The organism is Paenibacillus wuxiensis (assembly GCF_040195695.1).
Taxonomy (GTDB): domain Bacteria; phylum Bacillota; class Bacilli; order Paenibacillales; family Paenibacillaceae; genus Paenibacillus_B; species Paenibacillus_B suaedae.
Genome location: NZ_JBEFZI010000003.1, coordinates 38347 through 50985 on the forward strand (window position 1 = coordinate 38347; position 12639 = coordinate 50985).

A 12639-nucleotide genomic window follows, 5' to 3' on the forward strand; every position below is an offset into this window, starting at 1 on the left:
TTCTATATTACTTTTTCAAACTCCACATCATCCAAATATAAAATTCCGCTCAGACTATAATCATTTAACGTTATGACTTGGCATACTAAGGCATCATGCACCCAGCTATGCTGAATATGATTTTCTTGGGTACCTGAAGCTATTGCAGGAGATATCGTATATTGGCCATGATTTAGGTGTGGAAAAGTAAAACGGAAACCAAAAATATATTCTTCTCCTCCAGTAAGCGTAGGGACTCCTTGTCCTAAAACATAACTGTTAGTTTGAGTAATTATATTCCCCAATCTATCTCTTACTGAAAAACCTATAATAGCACTGTCTATCGATTGGAAAACTTTAACTTTTATTAGCAACCTTATAACTTGAAGAGGTTCTATAACTGTTGTCTTTAGGCCCGATAACTCATCATACATCGCTATCCCTGTTATTAAAGCTTTATCATCTCCCATTACATCCAACTGTTCTGAGAAATCCTCCACTATTATGCTTCTTTCATTTTCTTCAGATTTGACTTGATTACTAAATGTCAGGGTGGTTAAATTAGCCCCTATCATAAAAGCTTGATATTTTTTGGATATCTCTAATGGATTTCCGTCAGCAATTAATTGTCCTTCGTTGATCCAGATAACTCTATCACAATATTTATTAATAGCAGTCATATCATGAGTCACAAAAATCACAGTTGCTCTGGATTTCAGTTCTTCAATTTTACGATAACATTTCTGCTGAAACCGGATATCTCCAACACTCAAGGCTTCATCAACAATTAAGATATCTGGATCTACATTTATCGCTACAGCAAATGCTAGTCTTACGAACATCCCACTAGAGTATGTTTTTACTGGCTGGTATATAAAATCTCCTATATCAGCAAATTCAAGTATCTCTTCTAGTTTTTCATCCATTTGCTGCTTTGAAAAGCCTAATAGTGTTCCATTCAAATAGATATTTTCGATTCCAGTAAAGTCTGGATTAAAGCCAGCGCCCAATTCAAGCAGTGCCGATATTTTCCCACTAATTTGAATATCACCTGAAGTCGGCGTTAAAACTCCTGTGATCATTTTAAGTAATGTAGATTTCCCCGAGCCGTTTTTTCCTATAATTCCTATGCACTCATTTTTATTCACTGTTAATGATAGATCTTTAACAGCAATAAAATCTTTGTGGTAATTACGTTTAAAAGGATTAATTACTTCCTTAATTCTATCTGCATTTTTATCATAGATTTTATAAATCTTAGACAAATTACTTACTTTAATAGAGTAGTCGCTCATGTTTTGTAAACTCCTCACAGGACATCTGCAAAATGTGGCTTCATTTTTTTAAATAAATAGAACCCTAACATTAACATTATTAATGCAAATGACCAGAAATAAATACCACCAGATAGTTCCCAAAACCATTTATGGTATATAAATGTGTTTCTATAACCTTCAGTTATATATATCATTGGATTCAATTTATAAATATATTGATATTGTTCAGGTATTAATGTAATTGGATAAAATATCGGCGTTAACCAAAAACCAAACTGTATCAGCATCGCTACCACTTGAGCTGTATCTTTCAAAAACACCATTAATGAGCTTGTGATCCAGGAGAGACCTAGGATCAGAACAAAACTTGCCAGTAAGTAATAAAAAACTTGAAGATAGTAAACCGAGAAACCATACCCATATATCAGGAACATCACTAAAAGAAATACAATAAAAAATAGATGCACGAACAAAGCAGCATATACTTTAGAAACGGGTAAAAATTCTGATTTAAAAACCATTTTTTTTATCAAGAAGTTATTTTCCATTATTGAGTTCGTTGAAGATTGAACTGCTTCAGCAAAAAAATTCCAAGGAATTATTGCACACGATAACCACAAAATAAACGGTACATCATCAATAGGGGTATTTCTAAAACCTACTTGGAAAACAAACCAAAATAGTAGTATGGTGATTAATGGTTGAATAAATGCCCATGTAATACCCAAAAAAGAACCAAAATAACGTTTTTTAAAATCATTTTTAGCTAAATTTAGAATCATTTTTTGATGTGTAATTATTTTTTCGATCATAAACCACTTCTCAACTTTCTTAATTTAAAATAGTAACCTGATATGATAATATTAAACGTACATTTACAGTAAAGGAGCGTAAAAATTGTCGACTTATGGATATAGCGGCTCGAAAGCCAAAAAAAACAACGAAAGCTCCAAAGCGCCTTGGTTGATGCTTGGAGTTATCATTTTATTTTTACTTTGGTCATCGTTCAAAGTTGCATTATTTAATGCACAAATCGTAGAGTATGAGCATCCAATATATGTAACGGCACTAATTTCGGCTTTAATAGCCATCTTTGCTATTGCGATATCTTGGAAACAACTGAAATGGACTAGTCATAAAGATACTTTGTCTATTTTAGTGTTTATGTTACCAGCAACTTACGCGTTATCGATGATTAATGCAGTTTCGCAGTATTTAGCAGTTAATATGCTGCTTATAATGTTCGTATACGGTATATTTTTTGTTGCTTCATCTATTATAGCGCAAGATGGTGCCCTTAATCGAATATTAAATCTATCTTTGATGATAATTTCTTACATTATTGTATTCTTCGGACTATTCCATTGGCTAGGTAATGGCCCAACTGTTACATTACTAGTGAAGTGGCTTGGTGTGCCTTTAACTGATTCTGGTGCATACTTCAATGCTGTTATGCTTGACTCTAACGGCGCACGATTAGCCTCCGTCTTCCAATATGCGAATACATATGCCGGATTTTTAATGGCATTTCTTCTAGCAGCATTGTTCTTTGTAGGAAAATCCCGTACATGGTGGGGAAAGTCTGGGCATGCCTTAATGCTGGTTCCAATACTTCTATCTATGCTCCTAACTTTGTCACGTGGTGGATTGCTTCTTCTACCTGTAGCATTCATAGTCGTCCTGGTCTTTTTAAAGCCGTATCGACAATTGATGTGGATTCTTCACTTGGCTGTAAGTGGAATTATCACTTTACTGATTCTTAATCCTGTTACAGAGATTGGGTTAGCAGTTCAAAATGAGTTTTCATCTTCTGCATCATTCAAAGGATGGACATACGTTATTCTTGGGTCTGCTCTTTCAGCTGCGGTTTCTTATGTACTGGAACGTTGGGCTGCACCTTGGCTGGAAAATCTTACTTCAGGATTGTCTAAGAAAAAGTGGGGTACGTTGCTCATTCCTGTTGGCGGGGCCTTGCTTGCTGGAACACTATTGTTCATATTAATTGGCACTAATGCAAAAAGTATGCTGCCTGAAAATATCTCAACTCGATTAGAAACAATCAACTTGAAACAGCACAGCGTATTGGAACGGATAACCTTCTATAAGGATTCCATCAAAGTTCTCGCAGACTATCCACTGCTTGGCGCTGGCGGTGGAGCTTGGTACGGACTATTTGAAAAGTACCAAGATTACTCCTATACTTCTCGCCAAGCACACAGTTATTTCATGCAGTACTTGGTTGAAACAGGTATTGTCGGTATACTGATTTTATTTGTTTTTCTTATCTATACCTATTGGAACTATATTCGTACTTATATTAAATCTGATGAAAATAAACGTGAATCTCACTTCTTGTATTTCATTATTGCAACAAGTATTTTGATTCACAGTTTAATGGACTTTAATATGAGTTATGTCTTTATCGGTATACTTGTCTTCATCTCTATTGGAGGAATGGCTGCATCTATTGATGCAAAACCGATTAAGATGTTCAAACCAACTTCACTTCGTATTACATTTGCGAGTATACTCGGAGTTGTTGGGATAGGATTATTCATTACTTCTCTTCTATTCGTACAAGCTTCAAGTGCATATTCCAATGCTGTACAAACAGTAAGAGAAACTCAAGACTTTAATAAAACCATGGTTCACTTAAAAAAGGCAATGGATTTACGTCCTACCCATCCTGAGTATGCTGCTTTTGAAGCTCACTTGTTCTTCGAAGTTTACAAACAGCAAAAGAATGACCAATTCTTTGATGAAGCTATACGAGTATTGAATAAGGCTATTCCAGCAAATCCATACCATAAACAACCGTTATTACAACAATTAATCGATGGTTATAAGATTAAAGGTATGGATGAGCAGATATATACTATCTATTCCGATAATGCGCCCAAGTTCCCATGGGATATGAACTGGTACAATGAGTATATGGATTACACTGTACGGGAAGGTTATAAAGCTGTCTCAACTGCGCCAGACAAAAAAGGCAAATATCTTGATGAAGTTATTGCCGCATATGAGCATGTAAAGGCAAATGTTGAACGCTTAAAAGCTTTGCCAAAAGAGATTACTCCGAACAAGGAATTCTATATGAAAACTCAAATGGCAATGAATGCAGGACGTGCTTACTTTATGAAGGGCGAACCTGGGCAAGCCGCAGAAGCGATGAAACCATATCTACAAGAGGATGTAACAGATCCTAACAATAAAGATTTAGCTCGCTGGTATGTAGCAGCAACCATTCAGCAGGGGCAAATCGATCAGGCTTGGTATGATAAGTTGATTGCTGCGAGTCCAGATGAAAAGGCTCAAATTGATCAAATCGCTGAACTTAAATTCAAAGCTGAATAATAAAATTGACTATAACAAAAAAGGAACGTTCCGATGCCGGGACGTTCCTTTTTCTGTTACCTTTATTTATTCACATTCAACAATCATTCGCTTCATATATTCCAACAAGTCTCCCCGCAGCTCTGGACGCTGCAGCGCGTAATGCAGAGTCGTCTCAATAAAGCCGAGTTTCTCACCAACGTCATGCCTTTGACCATCGAAATGATAAGCTAACACACTTTGTTCTGCGCTTAGCTGTGCAATCGCATCCGTGAGCTGTATTTCTCCATTGACTCCAGCCTCCTGCTGTTCAAGCAGTTCAAATATACGCGGAGTCAGTATATATCGTCCCATGATGGCCCAATTCGATGGAGCCGACTCTTTGTCTGGCTTCTCTACTAGCTGTTCTGCACGAATGAGTCGCTCTTCTACAGAAGAGCCTGCTACGAGTCCATAACGCGACACATGCTCCCAAGGGACTGGCTGTACACCAACAATTGAGGATTCGTAACGATCATATACGTCGATCATTTGTTTCAAGCAAGGCACCTCGGCTTGAACAATATCATCTCCGAGCAGTACTGCGAACGGTTCATTTCCGATAAATTTTCGAGCACACCATATCGCGTGTCCTAACCCCCGTGGCTCTCTTTGCCGGATATAATGAATATTGGCCATCTCGGAGGATTTCCGTACTTCCTCTAACAGCGCTAGCTTATCTTTCTCCAACAGGTTATGCTCGAGTTCAAAGTAATTATCAAAATGATCCTCGATTGCACGCTTTCCCCTACCTGTAACAATAATGATATCTTCGATGCCGGAGTCTACTGCCTCTTCCACAATGTACTGAATCGTCGGCTTATCGACAATCGGCAGCATTTCTTTTGGCATTGCTTTTGTTGCAGGCAAGAAGCGCGTACCCAGCCCCGCGGCTGGAATAATTGCCTTTCTAATCTTCATCTCATGCCTCTCCAATCTCAATTGTTCATCTTTCTCCGTTCATACCTGATGCTATCTTTAGTATACATGAAAAGCTATCAATAAATATACTTCCCAAGGTATACGACATTAGATATTATTATTCATTTAATTTATTCCTCCTATCCAAATACATACGTAACCGGATATAAAAATAAAAACACCCGCAACTTAAATTAATCTATTATTTCGAAAGGGAGTGTATCACTTACCAGCCAAAATATAATAGCTTCAAAGATTCATCGCTAAGGTTATAGGGGACTGTATTCGGAAGAAATAGACGCTTCCCTAACAAAAAGACCCGAACCCAGATTTCCATGCAGTTTCCTACATATTTCATCTGGTTCGAGTCCATTATTGTAGCTTTACGTTATTAAGTTAATAACAACTACTTACTTCACCAACTGCCCACGAGTTACGCCGAGCTGGTTCGTTGCCTTCAGCTTGCGCCATACTTCCGTGCCGCTGATTTCGCCGCGAAGCGCACGACCGTACAGGTCGATAACCTCCTGCACCTGCTCTGGCGTCTCCTCCAAGAACTCGACACGGTATGTGCCGACGCCAAGCTCCAAGAAGTTAACCAAGTACTCAGCGCCCGACTGCTCAATCGCGTTGTACACGGTATTGCGGCAGCCTTCGTCTACCCGAACAGGGTGAGACATACCGATGCGGTCACGCAGCGATACTCGGTGCTCTTCGCACGGACGGCCACAGTTCGTGTAGTCTGTTCCTTCGCTCAGGAATGTGCAGTACACGCAGTGCTCGGTATGGAACATCGGCAAATGCTGATGGATGACGATCTCCAGCATCGATGTATCTGCATGACGCAGCATATCGACCATTTGCTGAATGTTCAAGTCATATGATGGTGTAATGCGATCCAATCCTGCTTCCTTGAACAGTTGTACCGTCTTGTGGTTCGCGACGTTCAAGGAGAAGTCCCCGATCAGCTGCGGGAACAGTTCGCCTTCTGGCTTGCTCGGGCAGATCGCCAATTGTTGATCATTTGCAGCCTGCTCCATGATCTCTTGGCTAGGCAGCCCGGATGACGCCATCTTGCTCTCCCATTCCTCCTTCTCCAGCTGATAGTAATTCAGTGCACCCGTGTTACGGACGAGCACTGCATCCGGCTTCAGGTTCAAGATGTTTCGATGGTACCCGTTCTCGTTCGGCATATGAATGCGCGGCGTTACCAGTGCAATCGGCTTGCCTGCTGCGCGGCATGCTTCGATGGCAGCCGGGAACTGCTTAATGAATTCAAAGTCAGCATAGATCAACGATACGTCTGTCTTCACAGCAGCCTGCACCTGCTCCAAGTTGCGGCACATCGCTGTCAACTGAGCACCACCAAACGGTACTGGCGTCTGCTCCTTAACAGCATCACCCATAGCCGCGATATCGTGCTTCACGTATACCGGCGGTTTAGGACGCTCGCCTGCAAGCTCCTCTACAGCACGGCGGCGAATCGCATTCAATTCGCGCATCGGAACGATGACGTCACCTTCCAGCGTCGCTTCCAATGCCTCTAGCTGATACACTGTACCACCCAAACGACCTAATTGCTCATGAAGGAGCGCTTCGTCCATCGGTCGTTTTTGTGCAACCTCAAGCGGAAGCTCCGAATCCACTTGAACGACTGTTCCCTTTTGCACGTCCGTCCACCACGTACGCAGTGGCTCTCCAGCACGGCCTTCAACACGCACATGCACAGGGAAGACACGATAAGGCTTGTCCGTCTCAAACGTGGCACGCATACGCTTATCGAGCGCCTGGTCGCTTGTCTTCCAGATCCGATCCCCAACATGAACGCGGCGCAAGTCCACGTCATTGCGTCCTGGCACGATGTCTACAATCCAGCCTTCCTCCGCTTCGCCTTCCAGCTTCACGCCTTGACGACGCAAATCGTAGATGCGTCCGCCCTCTTCCTTCTTCGTCGGATCACCAGCATCGAAGCCAATGCCGTCGCCGCGCTTCAGAGGCGCTTCCAGTTTACATACGACACCATCACGCAGCACCTGCTGCACCGTACCCACATATACACCGCGGCTCTTCGGGAACGTTCCGTCCACAAGCTGCTTGTTGTTCGTCCCTTTCAAGAAGCCGTGCGTGAAGCCGCGAGAAAAGCTTTGCTGAAGCTCGCGAACTTCTTCCTTAGAAGGGCCTGCCCAATTGCCATCGAAATAGTCATCAATCGCTTTGCGGTACTTGCTCACCACGTTCGCCACATATTCCGGCTGCTTCATACGCCCTTCAATTTTGAAGGACGTAACACCCGCTTCAATCAACTCCGGCACAATATCAATCGCCGCCAAATCCTTCGGCGACAGCAAATATGTCACATCACCCATCGGCTGATGCTCCCCGTCAACCATCATGTCATACGGCAAACGGCAAGCCTGCGCGCATTCCCCTCGGTTCGCCGAGCGGCCGCCCCACATTTCGGACGTTAAGCATTGTCCAGAGTAGGACACGCACAGCGCTCCATGCACAAACACTTCCATCGGTACGTTGGCCTTCTCACCGATCTTTTGAATTTGCTTCAGGTTGTTCTCACGGCCAAGCACGACACGCTCCATCCCATACGGCTTCGTAAATTCTGCCGCTTCAGGTGACGTAATCGTCATTTGCGTTGATCCATGGATCGGGAAGTCAGGCGAAATTTCGCGAATCATTTTCACCAAGCCCAAGTCCTGTACGATAACCGCGTCTACACCCGCATCAATACAAGCCTCGATAAGCCCCTTTGCATCCTCAAGCTCATTTTCAAACACCAATATATTAAACGTCAGAAATCCTTTAACCCCATAACTATGCAAAAACGCCATAATGTCCGGCAAATCATCCATCCGGAAATTGTTCGCACGCGCACGTGCATTGAACTTCTCTACTCCGAAAAAGATCGCATCCGCGCCATTTGCCACTGCGGCACGCATGCAATCCCAATCGCCAGCCGGCGCCAGCAGCTCAATATCTCCACGCTGTATCCCTTGCTTCATTGTCGACATGCTCATCCTCCAAGCTAATTTATCCATTGCCGCATAATGCGGTCATCTCTATCTACTTATTTAAATATGCTTCAATTAGTATAGCGATCTTTACGCCGAAACTCCAGTATAGGCTAGAACTTCCTTCTCATCTATGCCGCTTACTGCACGTAACCCTGCTCGCTGCAGATTCACGTAAGGACATTTCCACTGCAACCAGTCTGCACACGTAAGAAAAAGAAAAGCATCCCGCCATAGCTTGGCCAGGATGCTGTCTGCATCATGATTTCTTATTCGTCACTTGCTCCGTAAATTGAAAGGATTCCATCGTACGCTTGAAAGAGTCAAGCAATTCTGGCGTTCGAGCCGTATCATCCACGGAATACACAAGTGAGTACACCTTGCCTTCACGCGCAATTAACAGCAAATTCACGGTGAAGCTCAATTGACCGGCTTCGCTGTTTACTTTCATCTCGACCGCATAAGCTTTATTGCCCTGAACTGTCGTCTTCTCTTGCTTCACGATCTCAACCTTGGTATCGTCTTCCCCTTTATAGTAATCTTCCCATCTTGCAAGCGCCTCTTCTACTGTTCGCACTTGATCGACATACACGGAGAAATCACTATCCGGTCGCGAATAATAAGCAATCATGCCTTCGTCCAATTCAACATCATAGTTCTCTTCTCCCCAAGCATAGAACCCGCTCGTCCACCAATCCGGTACCTGCAATGTAAATCCATAATTCGGAGCTTTGCGAGGCGAACTGACAGACCAGTCCTTGTACCAGTCTTCCCCTTTCGGGAAGTCTTCGGGACTTTCAAGATCTTTCTTCACATTTCCATCAACCTTCACCGAGGAAAACAGGCGGTTTCCAAGAGAAATACCCTCTGAATTGTCCGGACAATGATAGATCATCAAATATTGCACACCTTGATCGACAACGAGCAAATGCATGCTCACCTTCCAGTTCTTCTCATCGATGCGGCTTTTTACTTTAATGGATTTTGCCATCTTCCCATCTGCAAGTTTTACGTCCTGCACAGGATCGACCTGCAAATACTCAGATTTGGTGGTCTTTTTTATATAAGATAAATGTTTTTGCGCATATTGGTCGATCGTCAAACCAGGTGCAGCAATGGCAATATTGTAATTGACAGACTGCTCCCAATTTTTCGACCCATACGATTGGAAATACGTATCAGACGATGCCCACTCTACCGGCAAATCCATTGTCAGCCCTTTGCCCCACAACTCCGTATTGCGGTAGCCATCCTTCACCGAGCTGATATTGGTTGCAGCACCAGCGGAAAAGCTCGGACGGAACGTATTTATGAACGGGACGTACTGCAGCATCTGCTTCGGTCGCTGCGCATTTGCATCAAATATACGGACGATATATCGCTTGCCGTTGGAGCTGAACACACGCGCTAAGTACATATCCTCTTCATTTATAAAGACAGATTGTGCATATGCAATCCCATCGACCTTGCCCGTGCTCGCTTCATACATTTCAGACTCATCGTCTAACTCTTCCACTTGAAGATACTCCATTAATTGCTGTTCCGACGCCTGCCCCTTAAACGTATCTGCCCAATGCTCAAGCGGCTTCGATGCCCAATCCAGCGCATTGATCGTTACATAGACATGTTCGGTTGGATCCGCAAACATAACAGCGAACTCCTCAGGGGATAAGCTCTCATGCGTCCAGCCCTTAGGGAGTACCATATTCCATTGATAGTAGGAATCTCCAACACGTGCAGCCTTCGCACTCACATCTACAGCAGCACTTGCAAGATCCCCTGCCTGTTTCCAGCGCAATACAATCGATTTATCCTTATCCACCGAATAAGTCGCACCAAATGCTTGTGCCACCTGCTTCAACGGCACCATCGCAGTACCGCCAGTCATTTCCGGGGCTACTGCCAGTGTGACAAGCTTGCCGTTCAGCATCGCCTGCTTCTGGCCGATTCGCATCCGAATGGAGACAGCATCGCTTTCCAATATCACTGCATTATCCTTTTCCCATTTCAAGGCCGCATCGAACACATTCGTGAAGATACTAAGCGGCACCATCGTTGTTCCTTGACGAACGTATGGCTTCACAATCGCTAACTTCTCACCGTTCCATGTCGCAATCGTACTGCCCACTTTCAATCGGAGCATCTCCTGCTGCCCAGCCGCGGCAGTTGCTGCCACAGCCGGAGACGGAGACACGTTCCACCCAATCGTTCCCGCTACGACGGCTGCTATTGTCATAATGGCTACACTCTTCCGCCAATGATGGCTCGAGAACGGATATCGAATCGTTTTCCCCATATGAAGCACTCTCCCCTTAGCTCTTCATCTATGAAATATACCCTTCAGTTTTTCATGCACTTCTACTTCTACTTCTACTTCTACTTCTACTTCTACGTTACTTATCAGCGTCTACTGACTTATCCTTAACAGCTGGCTTTACTGCTTCACTCAGCACTACCATCTTCGCAACAAGGTTCCCCTTCGACTGCATCGTCAGCTTTACTTGCTGCCCTGGCAAAAATGACTTCAGTGCCTCATGCACATCGACAAGGGTCTTTACTGGCTTACCGTTAATGGCATACAGCACGTCTCCTTCCGTTATGCCTGCCTTCTTCGCCTGGGCGCTTACAACGTTCGTAACCTTGATCGGCACATCTGTCGGCAATCCAACATACGCAGCCCAGCTCTCTTCCAGTTCAACGCCAATCGAGGCCCGCTTCACCTTGCTATATTTGAAAAAGTGCTGAACAATCAGGTTTACCGTGTCAGACGGTATCGCAAATCCCATGTTCTCAATCCCTACAGCAGCGAACTTCAACGTATTGATGCCAATCACTTCACCATGCATATTCACAAGTGGCCCCCCGCTATTGCCTGGGTTAATAGCCGCATCCGTCTGAATCAGCTTGTAACTTGAATCAACAGCCCTGTCGATACCGCTAATAATCCCAGAAGTCGCAGAATTGCGCAGGGTAAAAGACACCGGTGTTCCAAGTGCAACGACCCCTTCGCCCACCTTAAGTGTTGGGTTCGGACGCACAAATGTGGCAGGCTTCATGTTTTGTGCATTGATTTTAATCAGGGCAATATCACTTTCCTCATCAGCGAACCATTTGCTTACCGGATAGGATTTCCCTTCCGGCGTTACGACCACTGGCTTCTGCAGAGCCAAAATGACATGCGCATTCGTAACAATCCATCCATCCTTGCGCACAACGACTCCCGTTCCGTGAGATAACCAGTTGTCTGAATCATCTTCCGCATCGATCTGACGGCCAATTATGGATACAACGGATGGGCTTACCTTCTCCACAATAGTAGGAATATCATTAGGCTTGTACTGATATGTATTCGACTTGCTATCATATGTACCCTTGCCGCCGGCTACCTTCTCAAGCGCCTCCGCTTCTACATATACCTTGTCCTTCACCTTCACAGCTCGAAATGACGCCTCAGCACCTGCCGCAGTTGGCAGAACAGATGCTCCAACCAGCAAGGAAACGATAAAAAGCGCAACTCTGTTTCTTCCCGTTCTTCTAGATAACTTTACTTCTGATGCATGATTTGTATGTATTCTATTCCCTTGCCCAACCATCCGGTTGCTCCTCCTCTTGCCCCCTATGAAATCAGGGCATTCCAATCTATGCTTCCATTCTCCTCTAACCTCAGATCATATGCAAGAAAAAAAGACTCCTTGATGATATCCACCAAGGAGTCTGTCTGTAGGACATGTATGTATCGCCATATGTGTCATGTGAAAATCAATTGTTCAAAGGTCTGATGGCGATTACCAACCTTGCACCATTACCCAATCCGCGTATAAAAAGACAAGCAAGCTCACAACGGCGAAACCGAGCGCAAATAGGTTGCGAGGACGCTGCTTGACTTGGCGTAGAACTGCCCAGATCAAGAGTAAAGTAAACGCAATCATAAATAAATCAAAATGCTGATAGGTGCTTTCGCTCTGTTGTGCTGCTTCGGCCAAAAACATGGTGTGACCTCCCTCTACACGTGCATTATACTCATATGCATCTATGTTATATTTACCCAGCAAAAGAATCAAGGC

General features: G+C 43.8%; 8 protein-coding genes. 1 reads left to right on the forward strand and 7 read right to left on the reverse strand.

Going from position 1 to position 12639, the window contains the following annotated elements; genetic code table 11:
• Positions 1–2: 2 nt before the first annotated feature.
• Both ABN764_RS06575 and ABN764_RS06580 read right to left on the reverse strand, forming a co-directional pair.
• On the reverse strand, positions 3–1274 hold the full coding sequence (locus ABN764_RS06575) for an ABC transporter ATP-binding protein (protein WP_446671372.1): 1272 nt from the start codon (positions 1272–1274) through the stop codon (positions 3–5).
• Positions 1275–1288: 14 nt separating this feature from the next.
• Positions 1289–2068, reverse strand: coding sequence for an ABC transporter permease (locus tag ABN764_RS06580; protein WP_251481177.1), 780 nt, complete (start codon positions 2066–2068; stop codon positions 1289–1291).
• Positions 2069–2153: 85 nt separating this feature from the next.
• Between ABN764_RS06580 and ABN764_RS06585 the strand changes: the two genes are divergently transcribed.
• Positions 2154–4613 (forward strand): O-antigen ligase family protein, encoded by a 2460-nt coding sequence (locus tag ABN764_RS06585; RefSeq protein WP_446671373.1) that lies wholly within the window; start codon positions 2154–2156, stop codon positions 4611–4613.
• 66 nt (positions 4614–4679) lie between these two features.
• Here the strand turns inward: ABN764_RS06585 and galU are convergent, their stop codons facing one another.
• From galU to ABN764_RS06610, 5 genes are all read right to left on the reverse strand, one after another.
• The gene (galU, locus tag ABN764_RS06590; RefSeq protein ID WP_446671374.1) at positions 4680–5552 is read right to left on the reverse strand and encodes a UTP--glucose-1-phosphate uridylyltransferase GalU; all 873 of its coding nucleotides are present in this window, start codon (positions 5550–5552) and stop codon (positions 4680–4682) included.
• 410 nt (positions 5553–5962) lie between these two features.
• Positions 5963–8575: a U32 family peptidase gene (locus ABN764_RS06595; protein ID WP_446671375.1), complete on the reverse strand. Its 2613-nt coding sequence runs from the start codon at positions 8573–8575 to the stop codon at positions 5963–5965.
• A 259-nt stretch (positions 8576–8834) separates the two neighbouring features.
• Positions 8835–10871: a stalk domain-containing protein gene (locus ABN764_RS06600; protein WP_446671376.1), complete on the reverse strand. Its 2037-nt coding sequence runs from the start codon at positions 10869–10871 to the stop codon at positions 8835–8837.
• A 97-nt stretch (positions 10872–10968) separates the two neighbouring features.
• Positions 10969–12168: a S1C family serine protease gene (locus ABN764_RS06605; RefSeq protein ID WP_446671377.1), complete on the reverse strand. Its 1200-nt coding sequence runs from the start codon at positions 12166–12168 to the stop codon at positions 10969–10971.
• A gap of 192 nt (positions 12169–12360) precedes the next feature.
• The gene (locus ABN764_RS06610) at positions 12361–12564 is read right to left on the reverse strand and encodes a DUF2759 family protein (protein ID WP_021257086.1); all 204 of its coding nucleotides are present in this window, start codon (positions 12562–12564) and stop codon (positions 12361–12363) included.
• Positions 12565–12639: the final 75 nt, after the last annotated feature.

What these genes read in the sequence shown, in the direction of transcription:
- ABN764_RS06600 (WP_446671376.1), bottom strand. Translation starts at nt 10,871, where the DNA reads ATGGGGAAAACGATTCGATATCCGTTCTCGAGCCATCATTGGCGGAAG.
- ABN764_RS06575 (WP_446671372.1), bottom strand. Translation starts at nt 1,274, where the DNA reads ATGAGCGACTACTCTATTAAAGTAAGTAATTTGTCTAAGATTTATAAA.
- ABN764_RS06580 (WP_251481177.1), bottom strand. Translation starts at nt 2,068, where the DNA reads ATGATCGAAAAAATAATTACACATCAAAAAATGATTCTAAATTTAGCT.
- galU (WP_446671374.1), bottom strand. Translation starts at nt 5,552, where the DNA reads ATGAAGATTAGAAAGGCAATTATTCCAGCCGCGGGGCTGGGTACGCGC.
- ABN764_RS06610 (WP_021257086.1), bottom strand. Translation starts at nt 12,564, where the DNA reads ATGTTTTTGGCCGAAGCAGCACAACAGAGCGAAAGCACCTATCAGCAT.
- ABN764_RS06605 (WP_446671377.1), bottom strand. Translation starts at nt 12,168, where the DNA reads ATGGTTGGGCAAGGGAATAGAATACATACAAATCATGCATCAGAAGTA.
- ABN764_RS06595 (WP_446671375.1), bottom strand. Translation starts at nt 8,575, where the DNA reads ATGTCGACAATGAAGCAAGGGATACAGCGTGGAGATATTGAGCTGCTG.